Annotated in this window: 22 protein-coding genes; 12 read left to right on the top strand and 10 right to left on the bottom strand. The window is 72.3% G+C overall.

Going from position 1 to position 22526, the window contains the following annotated elements; all coding sequences use genetic code 11:
• Positions 1–15 precede the first annotated feature (15 nt).
• Complete coding sequence (locus WFK95_RS20240) at positions 16–1047, bottom strand: TRM11 family SAM-dependent methyltransferase (RefSeq protein WP_336671733.1); 1032 nt, start codon at positions 1045–1047, stop codon at positions 16–18.
• Positions 1048–1496: 449 nt separating this feature from the next.
• On the opposite strand from WFK95_RS20240, the gene WFK95_RS20245 reads away from it, so the two are divergent.
• Positions 1497–1955 (top strand): DUF402 domain-containing protein, encoded by a 459-nt coding sequence (locus WFK95_RS20245; RefSeq protein ID WP_224647509.1) that lies wholly within the window; start codon positions 1497–1499, stop codon positions 1953–1955.
• A gap of 3 nt (positions 1956–1958) precedes the next feature.
• On the opposite strand, the gene WFK95_RS20250 is transcribed toward WFK95_RS20245, so the two are convergent.
• On the bottom strand, positions 1959–2717 hold the full coding sequence (locus tag WFK95_RS20250; protein ID WP_336671734.1) for a TetR/AcrR family transcriptional regulator: 759 nt from the start codon (positions 2715–2717) through the stop codon (positions 1959–1961).
• A 215-nt stretch (positions 2718–2932) separates the two neighbouring features.
• On the opposite strand from WFK95_RS20250, the gene WFK95_RS20255 reads away from it, so the two are divergent.
• Together WFK95_RS20255 and WFK95_RS20260 are read left to right on the top strand one after the other, a co-directional pair.
• Complete coding sequence (locus tag WFK95_RS20255; RefSeq protein ID WP_336671735.1) at positions 2933–4498, top strand: DEAD/DEAH box helicase; 1566 nt, start codon at positions 2933–2935, stop codon at positions 4496–4498.
• A gap of 1 nt (position 4499) precedes the next feature.
• Positions 4500–5051: an SWIM zinc finger family protein gene (locus WFK95_RS20260; protein ID WP_336671736.1), complete on the top strand. Its 552-nt coding sequence runs from the start codon at positions 4500–4502 to the stop codon at positions 5049–5051.
• Here WFK95_RS20260 and coaE read toward each other — a convergent pair.
• Together coaE and WFK95_RS20270 are read right to left on the bottom strand one after the other, a co-directional pair.
• Positions 5036–5917 (bottom strand): dephospho-CoA kinase, encoded by an 882-nt coding sequence (gene coaE, locus WFK95_RS20265; protein ID WP_336671737.1) that lies wholly within the window; start codon positions 5915–5917, stop codon positions 5036–5038. The genes WFK95_RS20260 and coaE overlap by 16 nt on opposite strands.
• A 10-nt stretch (positions 5918–5927) precedes the next feature.
• Positions 5928–7190, bottom strand: coding sequence for a hypothetical protein (locus tag WFK95_RS20270; protein ID WP_336671738.1), 1263 nt, complete (start codon positions 7188–7190; stop codon positions 5928–5930).
• A 93-nt stretch (positions 7191–7283) separates the two neighbouring features.
• Between WFK95_RS20270 and WFK95_RS20275 the strand changes: the two genes are divergently transcribed.
• Positions 7284–8699, top strand: a complete 1416-nt coding sequence (locus WFK95_RS20275) for an FGGY family carbohydrate kinase (protein WP_336671739.1) — start codon at positions 7284–7286, stop codon at positions 8697–8699.
• Positions 8700–8710: 11 nt separating this feature from the next.
• On the opposite strand, the gene WFK95_RS20280 is transcribed toward WFK95_RS20275, so the two are convergent.
• Together WFK95_RS20280 and WFK95_RS20285 are read right to left on the bottom strand one after the other, a co-directional pair.
• Complete coding sequence (locus tag WFK95_RS20280; protein ID WP_336671740.1) at positions 8711–10195, bottom strand: mannitol dehydrogenase family protein; 1485 nt, start codon at positions 10193–10195, stop codon at positions 8711–8713.
• Entirely contained in the window at positions 10195–11232 is a 1038-nt protein-coding gene (locus WFK95_RS20285; protein WP_336671741.1) for an NAD(P)-dependent alcohol dehydrogenase, read from the bottom strand. Before WFK95_RS20285 ends, WFK95_RS20280 begins: the two co-directional genes overlap by 1 nt.
• A gap of 99 nt (positions 11233–11331) precedes the next feature.
• On the opposite strand from WFK95_RS20285, the gene WFK95_RS20290 reads away from it, so the two are divergent.
• Genes WFK95_RS20290 through WFK95_RS20310 form a run of 5 tightly spaced genes read left to right on the top strand, consistent with a single transcriptional unit; the run spans position 11332 to position 16616 of the window.
• Positions 11332–12315 carry a sugar-binding transcriptional regulator gene (locus tag WFK95_RS20290; RefSeq protein ID WP_336671742.1) on the top strand — a complete coding sequence of 328 codons (984 nt, stop codon included), beginning with the start codon at positions 11332–11334 and terminating at the stop codon, positions 12313–12315.
• A complete protein-coding gene (locus WFK95_RS20295; RefSeq protein WP_336671743.1) occupies positions 12312–13697 on the top strand; it encodes an ABC transporter substrate-binding protein in 1386 nt (461 codons plus the stop codon). The genes WFK95_RS20290 and WFK95_RS20295 overlap by 4 nt, the downstream gene beginning before the upstream one ends.
• Positions 13694–14629: a carbohydrate ABC transporter permease gene (locus WFK95_RS20300; protein WP_336671744.1), complete on the top strand. Its 936-nt coding sequence runs from the start codon at positions 13694–13696 to the stop codon at positions 14627–14629. The genes WFK95_RS20295 and WFK95_RS20300 overlap by 4 nt, the downstream gene beginning before the upstream one ends.
• On the top strand, positions 14629–15468 hold the full coding sequence (locus WFK95_RS20305) for a carbohydrate ABC transporter permease (RefSeq protein ID WP_336671745.1): 840 nt from the start codon (positions 14629–14631) through the stop codon (positions 15466–15468). The genes WFK95_RS20300 and WFK95_RS20305 overlap by 1 nt, the downstream gene beginning before the upstream one ends.
• A gap of 41 nt (positions 15469–15509) precedes the next feature.
• Positions 15510–16616, top strand: a complete 1107-nt coding sequence (locus tag WFK95_RS20310) for an ABC transporter ATP-binding protein (RefSeq protein WP_336671746.1) — start codon at positions 15510–15512, stop codon at positions 16614–16616.
• Between the two features lie 73 nt (positions 16617–16689).
• On the opposite strand, the gene rpsA is transcribed toward WFK95_RS20310, so the two are convergent.
• Entirely contained in the window at positions 16690–18174 is a 1485-nt protein-coding gene (gene rpsA, locus WFK95_RS20315; protein WP_259144692.1) for a 30S ribosomal protein S1, read from the bottom strand.
• A gap of 165 nt (positions 18175–18339) precedes the next feature.
• Between rpsA and WFK95_RS20320 the strand changes: the two genes are divergently transcribed.
• The 3 genes from WFK95_RS20320 to WFK95_RS20330 all read left to right on the top strand — a co-directional run bounded on the left by WFK95_RS20320 (position 18340) and on the right by WFK95_RS20330 (position 20152).
• Complete coding sequence (locus WFK95_RS20320) at positions 18340–19125, top strand: class I SAM-dependent methyltransferase (RefSeq protein ID WP_336671849.1); 786 nt, start codon at positions 18340–18342, stop codon at positions 19123–19125.
• A 233-nt stretch (positions 19126–19358) separates the two neighbouring features.
• Entirely contained in the window at positions 19359–19712 is a 354-nt protein-coding gene (locus WFK95_RS20325) for a hemophore-related protein (protein WP_224651789.1), read from the top strand.
• Between the two features lie 41 nt (positions 19713–19753).
• Positions 19754–20152: a hemophore-related protein gene (locus WFK95_RS20330; protein ID WP_336671747.1), complete on the top strand. Its 399-nt coding sequence runs from the start codon at positions 19754–19756 to the stop codon at positions 20150–20152.
• 11 nt (positions 20153–20163) lie between these two features.
• On the opposite strand, the gene WFK95_RS20335 is transcribed toward WFK95_RS20330, so the two are convergent.
• The 3 genes from WFK95_RS20335 to WFK95_RS20345 all read right to left on the bottom strand — a co-directional run bounded on the left by WFK95_RS20335 (position 20164) and on the right by WFK95_RS20345 (position 22515).
• Positions 20164–20508: a helix-turn-helix domain-containing protein gene (locus tag WFK95_RS20335; RefSeq protein WP_336671748.1), complete on the bottom strand. Its 345-nt coding sequence runs from the start codon at positions 20506–20508 to the stop codon at positions 20164–20166.
• Between the two features lie 92 nt (positions 20509–20600).
• Entirely contained in the window at positions 20601–21209 is a 609-nt protein-coding gene (locus WFK95_RS20340; protein ID WP_336671749.1) for an HAD family hydrolase, read from the bottom strand.
• Positions 21210–21237: 28 nt separating this feature from the next.
• Positions 21238–22515 (bottom strand): reverse transcriptase family protein, encoded by a 1278-nt coding sequence (locus tag WFK95_RS20345; protein ID WP_336671750.1) that lies wholly within the window; start codon positions 22513–22515, stop codon positions 21238–21240.
• Positions 22516–22526 lie beyond the last annotated feature (11 nt).

Consider the following 22526-nt stretch of genomic DNA (forward strand, 5'->3'; position numbering starts at 1 on the left):
AGCAGCGGCGAGGGCTCAGTCCCTGCGCGCCACGATCACGTCCCGCGTGATCGCCCGGTCCACCCGGTGCCGCAGGTCGTCGTACCCCGGCCCGTCGAGCACCGTCAGGCCGGCGGACTCCAGGACCTCCGCGACCCGCGCCCGGGGCGCGACCCGGGTGTTCCACGCGAGCCCCATCGCGCCGCCTGTGCGGAGCCGCGTGGCCCAGCCGGGGAGGGCGGCGTTCAGCAGGTCGAGGGGGTCGCGCACCAGGCCCCGCGGGCCGCGGCTGCCGTGCTGCACCCCGTAGGGCAGGTCGCCGACCACCACGTCGACGGTGCCGGGCTTGATCAGCTGGGAGGTGAGCAGGGTGTCGGCGGCGTAGCAGGTGAGGGTCTGCTTCTCCCCTGCCAGGTAGTCGGCCTTCTCGGCGGCGAAGGCGGCCTCGTACTTCTTGGCGATCACCGACTTCTCGCGGCGCACCGGGGTGGTCGCGGCGGCGTGCTTGAACCGGTGGTCCTTGAGCCAGGTGGTGAAGAAGGAGCTGTAGAGCTCGAAGTCCTTGGTGTCCACGTCGATGCCCACCGCGTCGAGGCCGTACATGACGGCCTGGCTCAGCGTGGTGCCGCGCCCGCACACCGGGTCGAGCACGCGCAGCGTCCGGTCGAGCACACCGTCGGGGCGCGCGGTCGACGCCGCGGTGATGTTGAGCACGAGCCGCGTGAACTGCTCGTTCGTCTTGCCCTGGTACTTGAGGATCGTCAGCAGGTCGGACGGGTAGCGGTCGGGCGAGGGCACCGTCACGGGCCGCAGCAGGTCGCCGTCGGCCTCGAAGAGCGCGTAGAACGCGGAGGTGAGGCCGAGGAAGGCCAGGTCGCGCTCGGTCAGCGGATCGGCCTCGAAGGCGAGGTACTCGACGCCCGCGACCGTCGCGGTCTCGACGGGGCCGACCCGCCCCGCGAGGGCGGCGCGGCTGAGCACCGTCAGCTCGGCGCGCACCATCGACGCGGCGGCCTCCGCGTAGACGCGGTTGGCGGCGGGGGCGGGGAGGAGCAGGTACTGGGGCACGGCAGAGATCGTACGTGGGGTGTCCGGACCGAACGCCCCACGTGGTCCAGGTGACGCTGCCACCCGGGAATCCTGACGAAGCGTCGTATCGTGGACGAATGGACGCGGACGTGACTTTCGAGCTCACCGTCGACGGGGCGGCGGCGATCGGCGCGGTGGGCGGCGGCTGGCTGGACCTGACGGTGCTCGACGCGGCGGAGGACGCCGTGCCCGCCCTGCTCGGAGCGGCCCGCGAGCGGGCGTCAGGGCTCGACGGGATCCTCGTCCGCACCCACGACGACGCGCTCGGCGCGCTGCTGCGGCGCCACGGCTTCCGCCCCTCCGGCGCGGTTGCCGGCCGCCCCGGGGGGCACACCGAGGTCACGCTGGTGCTGCGCCTCGCCGCCGATGCCGCGGTCGACGACGGCGCCGTGCACCCGCCCAAGCGCGAGGTCTTCGATCCGCCGGCGATGACCAACACCGATCCCAAGGGCTTCGTCCGCGAGGTCGAGGAGTTCCGGGAGACGCCCTTCGGGCTGTACGTCTTCCGGGGCGCGGACCACCCGAAGTTCGACGCGGTCGAGTCGTGGCTGCTCCCCGCGTTCGACCTGCGCGCGACGATCTTCCACTTCACGCCGGGCCACGAGCGCGATCAGCGCGTGTACCTCGACGTCGCCCGGATCCACCGGGACGGGAACGTCTGGCACACCGAGGACTGGTACCTCGACCTCGTCGAGCACCCGGGCAGGCCGATCGAGCTGATCGACGTCGACGAGCTGCTCGCCGCCTCCGCGGCGGACCTGCTCAGCGCTGCGGACGCCGAGCGGGCACTGCACGCGGCCGTCCGCGCCGTCACCGGCACGGCGACGCACGGACACAGCGTGGACGCCTGGCTGGCCGCGGAGGGCGCGCCGATCACCTGGCGCTGACCGCTACCCGTCCCGCAGACCGGGGATCCGCGATTCCAGGCCGTCGAGCAGCACCTGCAGGCCCAGCTCGAAGCCGGCGCCGGGATCGCCGGGCGCGCTGTAGTACTCGCCGACGACGGTGCCGACGCGGCCCGCGATCGGGTACTTCCCGGGCGGCATGAGCGCGGCGAGCTCCGGCCCGACGACCTCCCACCACTGCGCGTCGGTCATCGGCCGCGACGCGGCGCCGCGCGCCCCGGAACTGCGGGCGGCGCCCGCGGCGAAGCTCTCCAACAGCACGATCAGCCAGTCCCGCTCGAGGTCGCCGATCGGGAGGTCCTCGAGGAGCGCGAGCTGCGCCTCGTACTGCCCGATCTTCCCCGGCCCGAGCACGTCCCGCCACGAGGGCGCGTCGAGCAGCCACGTGTGCGCGAGGTACTCGTCGCGGCGCGCGCGGACGGCCGCGACCAGGGAGGCGCGCAGCGTGGCGAGCCGCTCGGCCGGCGGCTGCGCGAGCGCGACCGCGTCGACCATGAGCGCGACCAGCACGTCGCGGGTCGGCACGTAGGTGTACACGCTCATCGGCCCGACGCCGAGGCGCGCGGCGAGCGCCCGCATGGTCACCGCCGCGAGGCCCTCCGCATCGGCGAGTTCGATCGCGGACGCGACCACCTCGTCGACGGTGAGCCGCTGCTTGGGCCCCTTGCGACCCGGCGCCGGCTCCCCGGCCTCCGCCCGCCACAGCAGCCGGACCAGCGCGCGGCCCTCGTCCTCGGGATTCATCGACATCTTTCTCCGTACTGTGTACACTGTTCGAGTACTCCGTACAACGTACTCTATTCGAATCCCGCGAAGGACGCGCCCTGAGCCTCGAAGCCACGTACCTCCCCGACCTCCACCAGTTCGCCCTCTGGTCCTCGCACGACCTCGACGACCCCGCCCGCGCCACGGTTCTCCCGCTCGTCGTTCCGGTCGACGGTGCGCTCGCCGTCGCGGACGTGCGCTGCGACGTCGTCGCCGTCACGGCCCTGCCCGGCGCCGCGCGGCCGTCCGCCTCGCTCACCGCCTGGTCCGATCGGACCCGGGGCGAGGAGGCGCCGCTGCCGATCGCGGCCCATGCCGAGCCGGACCCGACGGGGACCGCCGTCACCTCCGCCGCCTACGCGACCACCGCCTTCGCCGACACCGTCGCGACGGCCGCGTCCCTCGACGGCGTCCTCGACGCGAAGCCGCGGCCCTACCAGGCGGCCGGCGTGGCCTGGCTGCTCCGCACCCTGCACGATCACGGCGGGGCGCTGCTCGCCGACGAGATGGGTCTCGGCAAGACGCTGCAGGCGATCGGCGCCCTCACTCGACTGGGCCCGGGCCCGCACCTGGTCGTGTGCCCCACCAGCCTCGCCACCAACTGGCGGCGCGAGATCGCCCGGTTCGCGCCGGCCCTCCAGGACGAGGTCACCGTCGTCTCCTACGCCCGGCTCCGCCTCTCGGCGGCGGAGCTCGGCCGGACCCGGTGGACCGCCGTCGTCTTCGACGAGGCGCACGCGCTGAAGAACCCGCGGACCCAGGTCTCCCGCGCCGCGCGCGAGCTCGACGCGGACTTCCGCATCGCTCTCACCGGCACGCCGATCGAGAACTCGCTCGACGACCTCTGGGCGATCCTGCGCGTGGTCGCGCCGCGGATGTTCCCGGTGAAGGCGGTCTTCCGCCGCCGGTTCACCAGGGCCGTCGAGTCCGGGGACGACGGTGCGCTGCGCCGCCTGCGCGCGGCCGTCGCGCCGGTGATGCTGGCCCGCACCAAGGACCGGGCGGCCGGGGCGCTGCCGCCGAAGATCGACAACCCGGTGCTGTGCGACCTCACCGACGAGCAGGCCCGCCGCTACGACGCCTGCCTTGCCCGGGCCGCGGACGACGGCTTCGGCAGCGGGCTGGAGCGGCACGGCCGGCTGCTCGCGGTGCTCACCGCACTCAAGCAGATCTGCAACCACCCGGGCCTGGCCGACGGTGCCGCGCCCTCCTGGGAGCCGGGCAGGTCCGGCAAGCTCGACGTGGCGATGGAGATCCTCGAGGCGAACGTCGCCGCGCACCGGCCGACCCTCGTGTTCACCCAGTACCGGGACACGGGCGAGTTGCTCGCCGCGGCGGCCTCGTCGCTCCTCGGCCGCGCGGTCCCGTTCTTCCACGGCGGGATGCCGGTCGCCGAGCGGTCCGCGATCGCCGACGCCTTCCAAGCGGGCACCGGCCCGGAGGTCCTGGTCATGAGCCTCAGGGCGGGCGGCACCGGCCTCACCCTCACCCGCGCGAGTGAGGTGCTGCACTACGACCGCTGGTGGAACCCCGCGGTCGAGGCGCAGGCCACCGACCGCGCCCACCGCATCGGGCAGAGCCGCCCGGTCACGGTGACCACCCTGACGACGGCGACCACGATCGAGGAGCACATCGACGAGATGCACCGCCGCAAGGCACTTCTCGGCGTGCACGCCGACGACGGATCGATCGTGACCGAACTCGCTTCGCTCGACGACGAGCGCCTGATGGACGTCCTGCGCCGGAACCGGGAGAACTGACATGGCCACCAACCCCTTCGGATTCACCACCTGGGGCGCCGACCTCGTCCGCATCGCCGAGCCGACCACCGCGAGCACCCCGAACACGCACGCCCCGCGGGCCCGGATGCTCGCCCGCAACGGCGGCGTCACACTGCAGTTCGACGGTGGGCGGGTCGCCGCGCTCGTGCACAGCGGCGCGAGCGCATCCGCGGCGCACCTCGAGTTCGCCGCGATGGCGCCGGCGACCGCGACGGCCCTGCGGGAGGAGCTGGGCTCCCGCACCGAGCCCGACGACGCGATCCACGCGGCGCTGATCGCCCGGGGGCTGCGGCCCGGGCCGGTCCTCGACGCCGCCGACTGCTCCTGCAAGGCGCGCAGCACGATGTGCGTGCACGTGCTCGCCGCGGTGTACGCGCTCGCGACGCTCGTCGACCACGAGCCCGTGACCGCGCTGACGATCCAGGCTTACGGTTTGTCCGCGCCCGCGGCGGACGCCGACGACGACCGGCCGGCGCCGCGCTGGACGCCGCTCGCCGCGCTGCACGTGCGGGACTACTACGCGGTGCCCTGAGTCGTGACCCGCACCGTCACCGCGCGGCCCGGGTCGGAACCCTCGAACTCCCCCGGCCCGGTGGGCGCGAAGCCCGCCGTCGCGAGCTTCTCCGCGACCGCGTCGACGGTCACGCCGTCGGCGAGCACGACGAGCGCCTCGGCACCGTCGGCCGTGACGGCGGAGGCGTCGGCACCGAGGGTGACCCAGAGCCGCCCGACGAGCCGCTCGTCATAGGCGGGGTCGTCCACCCGCGGGGCGCCGGTGGCCGGACGGTGCGCGGCGACGTTCGCGGCGAACGGGGCGATGCGGTCCGCCCACAGCGCCCGGACGGCGGCGCGCGTCGCGTCCTCGGTGCCGGTGTTCTCCAGCCAGACGTCGGCGACGGCGCGACGCTGCTCGTCGGTGGCCTGGGCGGCGATGCGGGCGCGGGCGTCGTCCTCGGCCATGCCGCGCGAGCCCACGAGCCGGCGGACCCGCTCCTCGGCGTCGACCCAGACGATGATCACGAGGTGGAACATCGGCGCCACCTTGTTCTCCACGAGGAGCGGGATGTCCTGCACGATCACGGCGTCGGGGCCGGCCGCCTCGATCAGCTCCGCGGACCGCGCGCCCACCAACGGGTGGGTGATCGCGTTGAGCTTCGCGCGGGACTCGTCGTCGGAGAAGGCGATCGCGGCGAGGGCGGGCCGGTCGAGGCTGCCGTCGTCGGCGAGGATGCCCTCGCCGAACGCCTCGACGAGCGCGGCGAGCCCGGGTGTCCCGGGCTCGACGACCTCGCGGGCGATCTTGTCGCCGTCCACGATCACCGCACCGAGGGCGGCGAGTTCCTTCGCCACCGTCGACTTGCCCGCGCCGATGCCGCCCGTCAGTCCGATCCGCAACATGCCCCTCAGACTAGTGAGTGGTGCCGACCCCGGTGACGCCCGACACCTCGTCGGGCGTGTGCTCGAGGGTGCCGCGGCGCAGCTCCTTGCCGGTGGGGACGTCGATCGCGACGATCGACTTGGCCGACGGGTCGGTGACGTAGGCGGTGGATCCCATCGTGAAGACGGCCGGGCGCGGCTCCTGCCAGTTCGGGTCCTCGGTCCACGGCGCCGCGGCCTTGACCTCGCGGACGGTGGCGCCGGTGTTCGGGTCGAGGACGCGGAGCACGCCGTCGGTGCCGAGCACGAGCGCCTCGCCGAACTGGCCCCGCGCCAGTGAGCGGAAGCTGTAGGAGGCGGGCAGGTCGACGAGCTTCACCGCGCCGGTACGGGTGTCGATGAGGCTGACCCGAGTGGGCCGCTCGGGCTTGGCGGCCTTGTCCACCTTGTAGTCGCCCAGGACGACGGCGTGCGCCTCGGTCGCGGCGACGTTGCCGGTGCGCGCGTAGCCGGGCGTGGGGGCGGCGGTCTTCACGATCTCGTTGCCGCGCACCACCAGCACGCCGTCCTCGCAGCCGAAGAGCACGACGCCGCCCTCGGCGGCGCCCTCGCCGTGCACGCCCGGGCACTGCTCGTTGCGCGCGATCTCCTTCCGGTCCTTGTCGAGGATCGCGACGCCGGTGCGGGTCTTCTCGTCGCCGAGCGTGATGAGCATCGAGCCGTCCGCCCGCTCGACCGCGACGCCGTGGTGCGGCTTCGGGGCGGTGTAGGTCGCGCGGGGCGCGTCGGGGTCGCCCACCTTGTCCGAGGCGATCGACGTGACGGCGCCGGTGCCGTCGGAGAAGAACACGGTGCGGCCGTCGTGGCGGACCACGTGGCCGGGCTCGGGTGCCTGGATCGTGATGTCGGTGCGCCGCGGCGCGGCGGTGTAGAAGTGCTGGTGGTCGCCGTGCGGAACGGACCAGGCGCCGAGGTCCAGCAGGCGGAAGCCGTCGCCCTCGGAGAGCACGGCGTGGCGGCCGTCGCCGGCGGGGTTCACCCGGAGGTAGCCCGCGCCGGGGAAGTCCGCGACACGCTCGAACGTGGCGGCGTCGAGGACCTGCACCCCGCCCTCGTAGGTGATGGCGAGCCGCGGCGCCGCGCGGCGCTGTTCGGTCGCGCCGCCGGGCGCGTCGGCATCCGATCCGGAGGCCTTCGCCGACGACGGTGCCGGATCCGGCTGGGCGGAGCCGCATCCGGCGGCCAGGAGGGCGGCGGCGAGGAGGGGCGCGGCGAGGTGCAGGTGCTTGGGCATGAGGACAGGTGTAATCGTTGATGAAAATCATTGTCAAAGATCACCATGGCGATACGTGCATGGACGACGGGGCGGTCTGGGAGGATCGCCACCGTGCCCCTCGTCGCCGGAATCGATTCGTCCACCCAGTCCTGCAAGGTCGTCGTGTGCGATGCGGATTCGGGCGAGGTCGTCCGATCCGGTTCCGCTCCGCACCCGCCGGGCACCGAAGTCGCGCCCGCCGCGTGGCTCGATGCGTTCTCCGCCGCGGCCCGCGCGGCGGGCGGGCTCGACGACGTCGCCGCCGCCTCGGTCGGGGCGCAGCAGCACGGCATGGTGTGCCTGGACCGGGACGGCGCCGTGGTGCGGGACGCCCTGCTGTGGAACGACACCCGATCGGCCGCCGCGGCGGAGCAGCTCGTCGCGGACCTCGACGGCCCGGACCGGTGGGCCGACGCGGTGGGCGTGGTCCCCGTCGCCGCCGTCACCGCCGCGAAGCTCCGCTGGCTCGCCGACGCGGAACCGGCGCACGCGGACGCGACGGCCGCGGTCTGCCTCCCGCACGACTGGCTCACGTGGAGGCTCGGCGGGGGCGGGCTCGACACCCTCGCGACGGACCGCTCGGACGCCTCCGGCACCGGCTACTTCAGCGCGGCGACGGGCGAGTACCGCTCGGACCTCCTCGAACTCGCGCTGCGCGGGCGGCGGCCCGCACTCCCCCGCGTACTCGGCCCCGCGGAGTCGACACCCGTCGTCGCCGACGACGGCCCGCTCCGCCGGGGCACCCCGCTCGGCGCGGGCGCGGGCGACAACGCCGGCGCCGCCCTCGGCCTCGACGCCCGGCCCGGGGACTGCATCGTCTCCCTCGGGACGTCGGGCGTGGTCAGCGCCGTGACGGCGACAGCGCCGCGCGACCCGTCGGGCATCGTCGCCGGGTTCGCCGACGCCACCGGGCACCAGCTGCCGCTGGTCTGCACCCTCAACGGCGCCCCCGTTCTGGCGGCGACCGCGCGGATGCTCGGAGCGGACCTCGAGGAGTTCGCGCGACTCGCGCTGACAGCGCCTCCCGGCGCGGAGGGCCTGGTCCTGGTCCCGTTCTTCGCGGGTGAGCGCTCCCCCAACCTGCCGAACGCCACCGGATCGCTGCATGGGGTGACCGGCGCCAACCTCACCCGCGAGAACATCGCGCGCGCCGCCGTCGAGGGCCTGCTCTGCTCGCTCCAGTTCTGCCTCGACGCGATCGCCGAGCAGGGCACGGCGGTCGAGCGGATTCTGGTGGTCGGCGGCGGCGGCCGATCGGGCGCGGTGCGCGACATCGCGCCCGCGATCTTCGGTCGCGCCGTCGACTTCCCCGCCGACGGCGAGTACGTCGCCCGCGGGGCCGCCCGGCAAGCGGCGTGGGCGCTCCGGGGCGACGGTTCGGCGCCCACGTGGCAGCGTCCGGTCGCCGAATCGCGCACGGCCGCAGCCACGCCGGAGGTCTACGCGCGCTACCGCGAGGCGGCCGCGCTGGTGCTCGACCGCCGCTAAGTCCGTGGCGCTTAGCGCGCGAGCAGCTCCCGCAGCAGGGCCCGCGCTCCCCCGTCGCGCAATACGGTGAGTGCCGCCAGGTAGGGCTCCATGAATCCGGGGCGGTCGGCGAGATCGCCGAAGAGGTCCGGCGCGGTCACGAAGGCGAGCGGCTCGGTCCTGGACCGGAGGGCCCGCTCCGTGAGGGCGTCCGCCTCGCGGTCGCCCTGCACGATCGGCGCCCCGGCGTCGTCGACACCCTCGCAGCCGCGAGTCCACGCGGCGACGACGGCGGCAGCGAGGGGCGCCGCGCCGCCGGCGTCGAGGCGCGAGACGATCACGGGCACGAGCCATTTCGGGATGCGATCGGAGGCGTCCTGGCACAGCCGCGCGACGGTGTCGGCGATCGCGGGGTTGGAGAACCGCTCGAGCAGGGTCTCGATGTAGTCGTCGAGGTCGATGCCGGGCACGGGACGCAGCGTGGGCCGCCCCTCGCCCTGCATGTACCGCCGGAGCAGCTCCCGCACGTCCGGGTCGGCCGCGGCGTCGTGGACGTACGCGTAGCCCAGCAGGCGGGCGAAGTGCCCGAGGGCCTGGTGCCCCGCGTTGAGCAGGCGCAGCTTCATGAGCTCGTAGGGCGCGACGTCGTCGACCACCTGCACGCCGACGTCCTCGAACCGCGGGCGGCCCGCGCCGAAGGCGTCCTCGAGCACCCACTGGGTGTAGGGCTCGGCGACCACGGGCCACCGGTCGTCGACGCCCGCCCGCTCCGCGACCTCGGCGCGCAGCCCGTCGGGGGTCGCGGGCGTGATCCGGTCCACCATCGAATTGGGGAAGCGCACGTGCTCGGCGATCCAGTCCGCGAGGTCCGGATCGGCCAGGCGGGCGAAGGCGGTGAAGGTGCGCTGCGCGACGTGCCCGTTGCCCTCGATGTTGTCGCAGGACATGACCGTGAAGGCCGGGACGCCGCGGTCGCGCCGACGCCGCAGTGCCTCAACGACGTATCCGAAGACGGTGCGGGGCGCCGCGCCGGGCTCCAGGTCGTGCCGGACGTCCGGGTTCCCGGCGTCGAATTCGCCGGTGGTCGCGGAGAAGTTGTAGCCGCCCTCGGTGATGGTGAGGGAGACGATGCGCGTCTCCGGCGCTGCGAGCCGCTCGATCACCGACTCGGGATCGTCTGGGGCGTACAGGTAGTCGACGATCGACCCGACGACCGAGGTCTCGACGGCACCGTCGGGATGTTTGAGGGTGAGCGTGTAGAGCCCACCCTGCGGCACGAGGGCGTCGCGCATCGCGGCGTCGGCGGGCCGGAGCCCGACGCCGCAGATGCCCCAGTCCGCCGCGGCGGGGCCGGCCGCGAGCAGCCGGTCGACGTAGACGGCCTGGTGGGCGCGATGGAAGCCGCCGACGCCGAAGTGGACGATGCCGGTCCGCACCGCGGGGCGGTCGTAGGCCGGCACGGAGGCGCCCGTGATCGCGGGCAGGGCGGCCGGGTTCAGGTCGATCGGTGCGGTCATCACAGCTCCTCGGTGTGCGGTTCGGTCCCGGCGCGGCCGGGATGGACGACGGCCTTGATGCTGCCCGGCTCCCGGTCGGCGTTGAGGGCGTCCTCGGCGCGCTCGAGCGGGAAGCGCCCAGTGACCATGCCGTCGAGGTCGACGCGCCCCTCGGCCGCCAGCGCGATGGCCGTGGGCCACGTGTTCGCGTAGCGGAAGACGCCGGTGAGCACGAGCTCCCTGGACTGGATCAGCGAGACGGGCAGCTCGAGATCGTCGGCCCCCATGCCCACCAGCACGATCCGGCCGCCGGGGCGGACGGCGGGGATGCCCGCGCGGATCGCGGGCGGCGCGCCGGACGCGTCGACGAAGGCATCGAAGCCGTCGCCCACCGCGGCCCCGTCCACGCCGGGGTCGACGACGCGCGTGGCGCCGAAGCGCTCCGCGGCCGCGCGCCGCACCGGATCGGGGTCGGTCACCACGATCCGGGTGAGACCGGACGCGCGCGCGACCTGCGCGCAGAGGAGGCCGATCGGACCCGCGCCGGCGATGAGGACAGATCCTCCGAGGCCGACCGCCGCCTTGCGCAGCGCGGCGATCCCCACGGAGAGCGGCTCGAACAGCGCCGCCGCCTCGTCGGACACCGAATCCGGTACGGCGTGCGCGAACGCCGATCCGATGGTCACGTACTCGGCGAGGGCGCCGTCGACCGGCGGCGTGGCGTAGAACCGCATGGCCGGGCAGAGGTTGTACTCGCCGCGGAGGGACTCCGGACTGAGCGGGTCGGGCCGCTGCGGCTCGATGGAGACGCGCTCGCCGACCCTTTCCACGGGCACACCCGCGCCGACCGCCACGATCCGCCCGGACGCCTCGTGCCCGAGCACGATCGGGGCGGTCACCACGAACTCGCCGATGCGGCCGTGGCGCAGGTAGTGGGTGTCGGAGCCGCACACGCCGACGGCCGCGACCTCGACCAGCACGCCGCCGGGGTCGGGCGTCGGGACGGGCCTCGACTCGAGGGTCATCCGACCCCCGGGGTGCAGCACGCTGGCGCGCATTTCCTTCGAAACTGTTGCCTGGGTCACATCACCGATGTTAGCGTAGTGAGCAGAATCACCGCTAGTGAGCATTTGCTCACGCTATCGACGGAGCATCGCGTGACAACACCGCAGCGCACTCCCGGGGAACCCGGCCACGATCTGCGCCTGCTGGTGCGCGCGGCCACCATGTACCACCTCGAGGGCCTCACCCAGGCGCAGATCGCGGAGCGGCTGGGGGTCTCCCGCCCCACGGCCGGCCGCCTGGTCGCCCGGGCCCGGGCACAGGGATTGGTCACCGTCACCGTCGCGGCCCCCGCGCACCTCGCGGATTCCATCCACCCCGACCTCGAGCGCGACCTGGAGGCCGCCTTCGGGCTCACCGAGGCGCTGATCATCGCGGAGGACGCCGACGGGACACCGTCGGGCGACGCCGCGCTGGGTCGGGCGGGCGCCTCCCTGCTCGCCCGCCGCCTGCAGCCCACGGACACCTTCGGCTTCACCTGGGGCCCCGAGCAGGTGGCGGTGGCGGACGCGCTCGGCGGCGCGGCGGCCTGCGCCCGCGTGGTGCAGATGGACGGCTCGATGACCTCCGTCGAGTACCACACCGGCGTCGACCACGCCCTCGCCCGCTTCTCCGAACGCCTCAGCGCGCGGCCGGTCCGGCTCGTTGCACCGCTGTTCGCCGACCCCGACACGGTGCGCGCGCTCGAGCGCGATTCCATCGTCTCCCAGGCGCTCGCGGCCGCCCGCTCCGCCGAGGTGATGCTCTTCGGCGTCGGTTCCGTCTCCACCTCGACCACCCTCTTCGAAGGCGCGTACATCGACACCGAGGTCCTCGGCGAGCTGCACGCGCTCGGTGCCGTCGGCGAGATCGGCGGCCGCTTCTACGGGCTCGACGGTGCGCCCGTCGCGTCCTCGCTCGTCGACCGCACCGTCTCGGTACCGCTGGAGGACATCCGGCGCTGCCCCACAGCGATTCTCACCTCCGGCGGCGAGCACCGCCGGGAATCGATCCTGGGCGCCCTGCGCGGCGGCTTCGCGACCACCCTGGTCACGGACCGTCCCACCGCGCAGTGGCTGCTCGCAGAACAGAAGGGATGACCGTGATCCGCAGATCCGCACGACGCCGCGCCGCGGCCGCCGGTGGCCTCGCCGCCGCGACGGCACTGCTCGCCGGCTGCTCCGGCGCGGGTGTCTTCACCGACGGGGGCGGCTCCGCCGTCACCGTGGCCATGGTGTCGAACTCGCAGATGACGGACGCGGTGGGCCTGGCCCCCGAGTTCGAACGCGCCAACCCCGGCGTGAAGCTCAAGTTCGTCACGCTCTCGGAGAACGAGGCGCGGGCCAAGATCACCGCCTCCGTCTCGACCGGCGGGGGCGAGTTCGACGTGGTGATGATCAGCAACTACGAGACCCGGATGTGGGCCCAGAACGGCTGGCTCACGGACCTCTCCTCGCTGATGGACCGCGACCCGTCGTACGACCCGGGCGACTTCATCCCGACGCTGCGCGACGCGCTCTCGTACCAGGGCCGGATGTACTCAGTGCCGTTCTACGGCGAGTCCTCGTTCCTCATGTACAACAAGCAGATGTTCGCGAAGGCGGGCATCACCTTGCCCGCCGAGCCGACCTGGCCCGAGGTCGCCGACGCGGCCCGCAAGCTGCACTCGCGCGACGTGGCCGGGATCTGCCTGCGCGGCAAGCCCGGCTGGGGCGAGGTGCTCGCGCCGCTGAACACCGTGATCAACGCCTTCGGCGGCCGCTGGTTCGACGAGCAGTGGAACCCGCAGTTCGACTCGCAGCAGATGCGCGACGCGGTGCGGTTCTACGTCGACACCGTGCGGAACTACGGCGAGGCCGGCGCCGCGTCCACCGGCTTCCAGGAATGCGGAAACCTGTTGGCGCAGGGGCAGGCCGCCATGTGGTACGACTCCACGGCCGCCGTCTCCTCGCTGGAGAGCCCCGAGACCTCGAAGATCGCCGGGCAGGTCGGGTACCTCCCCGCGCCGAAGATGGCCAAGTCCGGCAACGGCTGGCTCTACACCTGGTCGCTCGGCATTCCGGCGAAGAGCACGCGCGCCGGCGACGCGTGGAAGTTCGTCTCCTGGATGACGAGCAAGCAGTACATCGCCGGGGTCGCCGACAAGCTCGGGCCGAGCCGCGTCCCGCCGGGCAGCCGGCTGTCGACCTACGAGCTGCCCGCCTACAAGGAGCTCTCGTCGACCTTCGCGAAGCAGACCCTCGACTCCATGCTCGCCGCCGACCAGTCCCGCCCGACCCTGGAGCCGGTGCCCTACACCGGGATCCAGTTCCTCGCGATCCCTGAGTTCCAGGACCTGGGCACCCGCGTGAGCCAGCAGATCAGCGCCGCCATCGCCGGCCAGATCTCCGTCGACGACGCGCTGGCCCAGTCGCAGAAGTACGCCGAGGTCGTCGGGAAGAGCTACCGCGACAGCCAGGACCGGACGGGAGCAGCACGATGACCACGACCGAGGTACGTCCCGCGGCGCCGTTGCGGTCCAAGCGCGACCGGATCACCCGCGCCGAGGCGTGGCGCCGCCGCGGGCCGCTGCTGCCCGCGCTGATCTTCATGGTGATCGTCACGCAGATCCCGTTCCTGGTGACGCTGTACTACTCCACCCAGTCGTGGAACCTGGTGCGGCCCGGGTCGCGGAAGTTCAACTGGCTGGGCAACTACGTCGAGGTGTTCCGAGACACCCAGTTCTGGACGGTCACGCTCAACACCGTGCTGCTCATCGTCGGCACCGTCGTGCTGTCGGTGATCCTCGGCCTGATCCTGGCCCTGCTGCTGGACCGGAAGTTCCTGGGGCGCGGCGTCGTCCGCACCCTGCTCATCACGCCGTTCCTGGTCACGCCGGTCGCCGCGGCGCTGCTGTGGAAGACGAGCCTGCTCTCCCCCACCAACGGCCTACTCGCCTGGGCGCTCGGTCCGCTCGGCATCCACGTCGACTGGCTCAGCGAGTACCCGCTCGCCTCCGTCGTCGCCGAACTCGTCTGGCAGTGGACGCCGTTCATGATGCTGCTCATCCTCGCGGGCCTGCAGTCCATGCCCCGGGACGTGCAGGAGGCCGCGCGGGTCGACGGCGCCACCAGCGTGCGGCTGTTCCGCGAGCTGACGCTGCCGCACCTGCGGCGGTTCATCGAGCTGGGCGCGGTGCTGGGCGCCATCTACCTGGTGAACACCTTCGACGCGGTCTACATGATGACCTCGGGCGGCCCGGGCGTCGCCAGCTCCAACCTGCCCTTCTACATCTATCAGCGTGCCTTCCTCGGCTTCGACATCGGCCAGGCCGCGGCCATGGGCGTCGTCACCGTGATCGGCACGATCGTCGTCTCGACGCTCGCGATCCGACTGATCTTCAAGAGCTTCGGCGCCGGAGAGGAAGCAGCCTGATGTCCACGACCATCGTTCCCCGCCGGCGGCGCGATCCCAAGGGCGGCGCGCTCACCGCGATCACCTGGATCATCGCCATCGGCTTCTTCTTCCCCGTGCTGTGGATGGTGCTCACCGCGTTCAAGCAGGAGAGCGACGCGGCCACGCGGCCGCCGACCCTGTTCTTCGTGCCGACCCTGGACCAGTTCAGGGCGGTGTTCGACTCCGGCATCGGCGTCCCACTGCTCAACTCCGTCTTCGCGACGGTCATCTCGACGACCCTCGTGCTGGTGCTCGGCGTGCCCGCAGCGTTCGCCCTCTCGCTGCGGCCCGTCCGCAAGACGCAGGACGCGCTGTTCTTCTTCATCAGCACGAAGATGCTGCCGATCGTGGCTGCGATCATCCCGCTGTACGTCATCGTCGGCCGGATCGGGATGCTCGACAACATCTGGACGCTGGTCATCCTCTACACCGCGATGAACCTGCCGATCGCCGTGTGGATGATGCGGTCCTTCTTCCTCGAGGTCCCGAGCGAACTGCTCGAGGCCGCCGGGATGGACGGCGCGGGCCTCTGGACCTCGGTGCGCGAGGTGATCCTCCCGATCATCTCGCCCGGCATCGCGGCCACCGCCCTGATCTGCGTGATCTTCTCGTGGAACGAATTCTTCTTCGCGGTGAACCTCACCGCGGTCAACGCCCAGACCATGCCAGTGGCCCTCACCGGATTCATGTCCGGGCAGGGCCTGTTCTGGGCCAAGCTGTCCGCCGCCTCCGTGCTGGCCGCCCTCCCCGTGGTCATCTGCGGGTGGATCGCCCAGAACAAACTGGTCCGCGGCCTGTCCTTCGGCGCCATCAAGTAGCCGCCCCCACCTCTCGCCCCCTCGGATCCCCAGGAGGAACCATGGCTTCCATCACCTACGACAAGGCCTGCTGCGTCTACCCCGGCGCCGAGACCCTCGCCGTCGACTCCCTCGACCTCGACATCGCCGACGGCGAGTTCGTCGTCCTGGTCGGGCCGTCCGGCTCCGGCAAGTCGACCGCGCTGCGCATGCTCGCCGGCCTGGAGGAGATCGACTCCGGCGCGATCTCCATCGGCGGCCGCAGCATGGTGGGCGTCGCGCCCAAGGACCGCGACATCGCGATGGTCTTCCAGAACTACGCGCTGTACCCGAACAAGACTGTCGGCGAGAACATGGGTTTCGCGCTGAAGATGCGCGGCGTCCCGCTCGACGAGCGCAAGCAGAAGGTCGCCGAGGCCGCGAAGCTGCTCGACCTGACCGACTACCTCGACCGCAAGCCGGCTCGCCTCTCCGGCGGCCAGCGCCAGCGCGTCGCGATGGGCCGCGCGATCGTCCGTGAGCCGCAGGTCTTCTGCATGGACGAGCCGCTGTCGAACCTCGACGCCAAGCTCCGGGTGCAGACCCGCACGCAGATCGCCGCGCTCCAGCGCCGCCTGGGCACGACCACCGTCTACGTCACGCACGACCAGGTCGAGGCGATGACGATGGGCGACCGCGTCGCCGTGCTCAAGTTCGGGGTGCTCCAGCAGTTCGCGACGCCCGCCGAGCTCTACGACCGCCCCAAGAACGCCTTCGTGGCCGGCTTCATCGGCTCGCCGGCGATGAACCTCTTCACGGCGCCCGTGCGGGACGGGGCGATCACCGTTGCGGGCGGCACCGTCGACCTGGATGCGGAGGCGCGGGCCGCGCTCCGCACCTCCGGCCTGGACCGCGTGACCGTCGGCATCCGCCCCGAGAGCCTCGGTCTCGCGGGACCGGACGCGGGCGTGGCCGGAACCGTCGCGATCATGGAGGACCTCGGGAGCGACACCTTCGTCTACGCGAGTGTGGAGGATCCCGGCGTGGCCGGCGTCGACGGCGCGCCCGTCACGCTGGTGGCGCGGTGCCCGCGGCGCACGGCGGCCCGGATCGGCGACGGCGTGCGGCTCGCCCAGATCGAGCCCGCGGTGCACCTGTTCCATCCGGACACCGGCGACCGCCTCAATTAGGAGCCCGGAAACGGGGAACGCCCCGCATCCTGCGAAGGATGCGGGGCGTTCAGCGTCGATGCGGTGAAGCGGATCAGGCGTTGCCCGACAGCTTCTCGCGGAGAGCAGCGAGCTGCGCATCGCTGGCCAGCGAACCGCCGGTGCTCTGCGGGGCCTCGTTGCCACCACGGTCGTTCGAGGACGACTCGCTCGAGTAGTTCGCGCCACCCGCGGCCGGACCACCGGCAGCGGCCTCGGCGGCCTCGTCGGCCGCGAACTTCTCCATCTGCGCGGTGTGCATCTTGTGGCGACGCTCCGCCTCGGCGTAGCGACCCTCCCACTCCTCGCGCTGCTTGTCGAAGCCCTCGAGCCACTCGTTGGTCTCGGGGTCGAAGCCCTCGGGGAAGATGTACTCGCCGTTCTCGTCGTAGCTGTCGGCCATGCCGTACTTCGACGGGTCGAACTCCTCCGCGTAGTCCTCGTTGGCCTGCTTGAGGCTCAGCGAGATACGACGACGCTCGAGGTCGATGTCGATGACGCGCACCATGGCGTCGTCGCCGACCGAGACGACCTGGTCCGGGACCTCGACGTGGCGCTCGGCCAGCTCCGAGATGTGGACGAGGCCCTCGATGCCCTCCTCGACGCGGACGAAGGCGCCGAACGGGACGAGCTTGGTGACCTTGCCGGGCACGATCTGGCCGATGGCGTGGGTCCGGGCGAACTGACGCCACGGATCCTCCTGGGTCGCCTTGAGCGACAGCGAGACGCGCTCGCGGTCCAGGTCGACGTCGAGGACCTCGACGGTGACCTCGTCGCCCACGGTGACCACCTCGGACGGGTGATCGATGTGCTTCCAGGAGAGCTCGGAGACGTGGACGAGGCCGTCGACGCCGCCCAGGTCCACGAAGGCACCGAAGTTGACGATGGAGGACACGACGCCCTTGCGGACCTGGCCCTTCTGGAGCTGGTGCAGGAACTCGCTGCGGACCTCGGACTGGGTCTGCTCGAGCCACGCACGACGCGACAGGACCACGTTGTTGCGGTTCTTGTCGAGCTCGATGATCTTCGCCTCGATCTCCTTGCCGATGTACGGCTGGAGGTCGCGCACACGACGCATCTCGACCAGCGAGGCCGGGAGGAAGCCGCGGAGGCCGATGTCCAGGATGAGACCACCCTTGACCACCTCGATGACGGTGCCCTTGACGGCCTCGTCCTTCTCCTTGAGCTCCTCGATCGTGCCCCAGGCGCGCTCGTACTGCGCACGCTTCTTGGACAGGATCAGGCGGCCTTCCTTGTCCTCCTTGGTGAGGACGAGAGCCTCGACGGCATCGCCGACGTTGACGACCTCGGACGGGTCGACGTCGTGCTTGATGCTCAGCTCGCGGGAGGGGATGACGCCCTCGGTCTTGTAACCGATGTCGAGCAGGACCTCGTCACGGTCGACCTTGACGATGGTGCCCTCGACGATGTCGCCATCGTTGAAGTACTTGATCGTGGCGTCGATCGCGGCGAGGAAATCCTCCGCGGTGCCGATGTCGTTGACGGCGACCTGCGGGGACGTAACGGTGGTGGTGGGCATTGGGTAAGTTGCTCCGGACAGGGTGCTAGTAGTTTGGTCGAGATCGCGCACGCATGGGCACACGCGTGGACTAGGCTACTCCACCGCGCGCAACCTGGGCAAACCGCCCTCGCCGCACCCGCCGCCGAGAGGTTCACTCCCGTGTCTCACCGCCCCAAACCGGACATGCGCCGCGACAGTGCCGGTTCCGAGGCCACGAACCGTTCCTGGTGGGACTCGGACGCCGAGGCCTACCACGCTGAGCACGCCGCCTTCCTGGGCGTGGACGCCGCCGACGGCGAGTTCGTCTGGTGCCCCGAGGGCGTGCGCGAGTCCGACGCCGGGCTGCTCGGCACCGTCGGGCCCGGGACCGTGGCGGTGGAGATCGGCTGCGGCAGCGCCCCGTGCGCCCGATGGCTCGCCGCGCAGGGCGCGACGGTGGTCGGGATCGACATCTCGGCCGGCATGCTCCGGCGCGGGATGCCGCACGTGCGCGGCGGCAATCCCCTCCTGGTCCAAGCCGGGGCCGAGAATCTCCCCGTCGCCGACGGTGCCGCCGACGTCGTCTGCTCGGCCTTCGGCGCGATCCCCTTCGTCGCCGACTCCGCACGGGTGATGACGGAGGCGCACCGCGTGCTGCGCCCCGGCGGCCGCTTCGTCTTCTCCGTGAACCACCCGATGCGCTGGATGTTCCTCGACGATCCGGGGCCGGACGGCCTCGTCGCGACCCTGTCCTACTTCGACCGGTCGCCGTACGTCGAGACGGACGACGCCGGCCTCCCCACGTACGTCGAACACCACCGGACGATGGGCGACCGGATCCGGGAGATCGTCGGCGCGGGCCTGCAGGTGGTGGACGTGATCGAGCCGGAGTGGCCCGAGGGCTTCACCCGGGAGTGGGGCCAGTGGAGTCCCCTGCGCGGCGAGATGTTCCCCGGTACGGCGATCTTCGTGTGCGTGAAGCCCCACTGATTCGTTGCGATTACCGCACGGGCCGAAGGCCACCTGCCGACGCCGGACCAGACCGGTGAAAAACCAGGTCAGCACCGTCATCCACGCCGTCGATGCGGCCGCCAATCACAGCACCTACCCGGGTTTCGGTCGGACCCCACCGGGTTGGTTTTGCCCCTCGCCGTGCTTTCGCGGCCCCCGGCGAACCGGTAGTCTCGCGGGGCAGTCGTCACCGCCCCGAACAGGAGACAGTCATGAACCGGATCCGCATCGCCGCCGCGGTCGCAGCCCTCGCCGGAGCCCTCGCCGTGGTCCCCGCCGTCGCATCCGCCGCTCCGACCGACAAGGTCCCCGGCACCAAGTGCACCGTCGCGCAGGTCGAACGCGCCACCCAGGTCATCGCTCCCGAGGCGATCGCGGTCATGGACGCCACCCCGGGCGGCCGCGACCAGGCGACCGAACTCCTCACCGCCAAGCCCGAGGATCGCCAGGCGATCATCGACCGGCTGACCAAGGACAACCCGGCCGCGGCCGCCTACTACAAGGCCAACCGCACCGACATCGACGCGAAGATCGCCAAGGTCATCGCGACCTGCGACAAGTACTGACCCTTCACCTCCGAACGCCGCCACCGAAAGGCACCACCCGCATGACCTTCCGCCGCACCGCCGCCACTGCCGCCGTCCTCGGCGCGATCGCCCTGGCCGGCGCGCCGCTCGCCGCCGCCGCTCCGACGCCGAAGCCCGCGCCCAAGCCGAACGCCGCGTCGGCGCGCGCAGTGCCCGGCACCTCGTGCACGGTCGGCCAGCTGCGGGCCGCGATCGACCGTTCGTCCCCCGGCCTGGCCAAGCGCCTCGAGGAGGCCGCCGGCGGCCCGCAGGAGTTCGCGGACATCGCCGCCTCGGACGGGCTGACCCGCCAGCTCCGCGTTGCCGCCCTCGCCTTCCGCGGCACCGGCTCGGCCATGAGCCTGGCCGGCGAGCAGGCGAACGTGCAGCGCGCCGTCGCCGACGCCTACCGCACTTGCGGCTCCGCGAAGGCCAAGTAGCCCCTCGACGGTCAGCCCTCGTCGAGGGCTGACCGCAGCGTCGCCTCGACCGCCGCGATCGCCTTGCCCGACGCCTGTTCCGGCGAACGGCTCGCGACCCGACGGTCGAGATCCGGCATCAGGAGAGCCGGCGGCACGTCCAGCGCCGCCGCCAGCCGGTAGACCGTGGACATGTGCGGGTCCGAGACCCCGTCGTTCGAGCTCACGTTGCGCTCGATGTTCGAGATCTGATTCCGATGCAGCCCCGCCGACTCGGCGAGCTTCTCCTGCGACAGCCCGCGCGACTTGCGCAGCGTCACCAAACGGCGAGCCAGCGAGTCCCCGTAGGTGTTCCACTCGATCTTCCGCGCCTTCATCGGATATACGGTGTCCGATGCTCCCCCGATTGTCTGCCCCATAGGTTATGCAATATCAAACCCTGGGGCGAATGTCCAGTTCTCGGACGTTTTCAGGTGGCCGCGTAGTCGGGCAGCAGCGCGACGACCTCGGCCAGATGGCCGACGGTGCGCGCCGCCCCGGCCCGCAGAAGCGCGTCGTCGTCGAACTCGCCGGTGGTGACGCCGATGAACGGGCACCCGGCCGACCGCGCCGCCGCCGCGTCCTCCACGTGATCACCGAGGTAGGCGCGGACGTTCCCGAATCGGCGCAGCGCCTCCCCCTTCTGCTCCCCGAAGTGCCCGCCCACGACGGCGCTGACGTCGAGGCCCGCGTCTGCGACGGCGCGCTCCGCGGCGGCCTGCTGCTTCGCGGACACGACGACCGACGCACCGCCCGCCGCCCGGATCGCCGCGAGGAGTTCCTCCGCGCCCGGCAGAACGGGGACCGGCGTCGTCGAATCCGTGTCGTAGTGCTGCCGGTAGCGCCGCAGGAACCGGTCCGCATCGATCCCCGGAACCACCTCGCGCGCGACGTCGTCGATGGGGACGCCCATGTGCGGCAGGAGCACCTCGTCGTCCACCGCATGACCGAGGTCCGCGAAGGCGCGCTGCGCCGCGGTGAGGATGCGCTGCCGTGAGTCGATCAGCGTGAGGTCGAGGTCGAAGCCGATGGTGAACACGGTCATCCACGCTACGCCCCGGTCGATGTCACCAGTGCACGCGCGCGGCCAGGTTCAGGAGGCGCTCGCGCCTGTGCTCGTTCCCCTGTGCGACCCAGGCGATCCGGCCGTAGACGTGGGCGCGGAAGTCGGCATGGCCGTCGCGGTTCTGGCTCGCGGCGCCGAACCTTGCCGCGTTGTGCAGCAGGGCGCGGAGATCGTCGTACTCGCCCCGCGGGATCTGGGCACGCGCGTTGACAACCACGCCGGCGAGCTCCTGCCGGGCGCCGGCGCGCATGATCCGGGTCTTCCGCGGGTTCACCGAGAGCCCCTCCGACGCCACGATCTTCGGCACCACCCCGGCGATCAGCGACGAATCCAGTGCGCCGGAGAAGGCGAGGTCGTCGCCGTATCGGGTGTACCGCGCGCCCTGCGACCGCGCGAGTCCGGTCAGTCGGGCGTCCAGTCGCCGGAGCACGAGGTTCACCAGCGCGGGCGAGGTGGGCGCGCCCTGCGGCAGATGCCGGCCGCGCAGCGCCGCCGCCTGCCACGGGTCGAGGCCGCGGAGCTCGTCGCCGGGCGTGGCGACGGTGCACAGGTCCGCGAGGACCGCTGCCACCGGCGCCGGGTGACCGAGGCGGCGGAAGGCGGCCCGGACGCGGGGAGCGGTCACCGTCGGGAAGCAGTCGCGGAGGTCGAGCCGGACGACGGACCGCGTGCCGACGTGCGGGGCGGCGTAGGCGAGGACCGATCCGCCGGGCCGGAAGCCGCGGGCCGCGGGATGGGCGCCGGCGTCGTCGAGGACGCGGCGGAGGATCCGGCGCTGGGCCTCGGCGAGTCGCGGCTTGGGCGCCTCGATCACACGGACTCCCCCGGCGGGCTTGGCGATCCGCCGAACCCGATAGTGCCGCAGCGGCCGACCCGCGTGCCGGAGCCATTGCCCATGATCGGCGAACCACTCGAGCTCCGGGATGGTCAGGTCCAGCATGCGGGCGATCGACGCGACGTCGGGCAGAGCGATCCCTGGAGGAGTTCCGGACCCCTTCGATTCGAGCAGCTGGACGGTGCGGTGCGCCTCGAGCGCCGAGAGGAGTGCGTTGCGGTCCGCCGCGACGGGGAGGTCGTCGACGATGCTGAGCGGCGGCGCCGGATGCTCTGCCAGGAGCGTCCGCGCGACGGGCACCGCGTGATCGACGGGCACGAGGTCCGCGACGGCCGCGGCGACGAACTCCTCGGTCCACTGCGCCGCAGTGAAGAACTCGACGCGGTCGGCGATCGCGTACCGCCACGCGCGCGGCAGACGCCGCGAGAGCTCGACGCCCGTCATGCCCGGGATGC

The sequence above is a fragment of the Tsukamurella sp. USMM236 genome, from assembly GCF_037148755.1.
In the GTDB taxonomy this organism is placed as follows: domain Bacteria; phylum Actinomycetota; class Actinomycetes; order Mycobacteriales; family Mycobacteriaceae; genus Tsukamurella.

Excerpts from the sequence above, each read along its gene's own strand:
- WFK95_RS20320 (WP_336671849.1), top strand. The coding sequence starts at position 18,340 with ATGCGCCGCGACAGTGCCGGTTCCGAGGCCACGAACCGTTCCTGGTGG.
- WFK95_RS20280 (WP_336671740.1), bottom strand. The coding sequence starts at position 10,195 with ATGACCGCACCGATCGACCTGAACCCGGCCGCCCTGCCCGCGATCACG.
- WFK95_RS20250 (WP_336671734.1), bottom strand. The coding sequence starts at position 2,717 with ATGAATCCCGAGGACGAGGGCCGCGCGCTGGTCCGGCTGCTGTGGCGG.
- WFK95_RS20305 (WP_336671745.1), top strand. The coding sequence starts at position 14,629 with ATGTCCACGACCATCGTTCCCCGCCGGCGGCGCGATCCCAAGGGCGGC.
- WFK95_RS20285 (WP_336671741.1), bottom strand. The coding sequence starts at position 11,232 with ATGCGCGCCAGCGTGCTGCACCCCGGGGGTCGGATGACCCTCGAGTCG.
- WFK95_RS20295 (WP_336671743.1), top strand. The coding sequence starts at position 12,312 with ATGACCGTGATCCGCAGATCCGCACGACGCCGCGCCGCGGCCGCCGGT.
- WFK95_RS20245 (WP_224647509.1), top strand. The coding sequence starts at position 1,497 with ATGACCAACACCGATCCCAAGGGCTTCGTCCGCGAGGTCGAGGAGTTC.
- rpsA (WP_259144692.1), bottom strand. The coding sequence starts at position 18,174 with ATGCCCACCACCACCGTTACGTCCCCGCAGGTCGCCGTCAACGACATC.
- WFK95_RS20335 (WP_336671748.1), bottom strand. The coding sequence starts at position 20,508 with ATGAAGGCGCGGAAGATCGAGTGGAACACCTACGGGGACTCGCTGGCT.
- WFK95_RS20325 (WP_224651789.1), top strand. The coding sequence starts at position 19,359 with ATGAACCGGATCCGCATCGCCGCCGCGGTCGCAGCCCTCGCCGGAGCC.
- WFK95_RS20330 (WP_336671747.1), top strand. The coding sequence starts at position 19,754 with ATGACCTTCCGCCGCACCGCCGCCACTGCCGCCGTCCTCGGCGCGATC.
- coaE (WP_336671737.1), bottom strand. The coding sequence starts at position 5,917 with ATGTTGCGGATCGGACTGACGGGCGGCATCGGCGCGGGCAAGTCGACG.
- WFK95_RS20345 (WP_336671750.1), bottom strand. The coding sequence starts at position 22,515 with ATGACGGGCGTCGAGCTCTCGCGGCGTCTGCCGCGCGCGTGGCGGTAC.
- WFK95_RS20270 (WP_336671738.1), bottom strand. The coding sequence starts at position 7,190 with ATGCCCAAGCACCTGCACCTCGCCGCGCCCCTCCTCGCCGCCGCCCTC.
- WFK95_RS20300 (WP_336671744.1), top strand. The coding sequence starts at position 13,694 with ATGACCACGACCGAGGTACGTCCCGCGGCGCCGTTGCGGTCCAAGCGC.
- WFK95_RS20260 (WP_336671736.1), top strand. The coding sequence starts at position 4,500 with ATGGCCACCAACCCCTTCGGATTCACCACCTGGGGCGCCGACCTCGTC.
- WFK95_RS20310 (WP_336671746.1), top strand. The coding sequence starts at position 15,510 with ATGGCTTCCATCACCTACGACAAGGCCTGCTGCGTCTACCCCGGCGCC.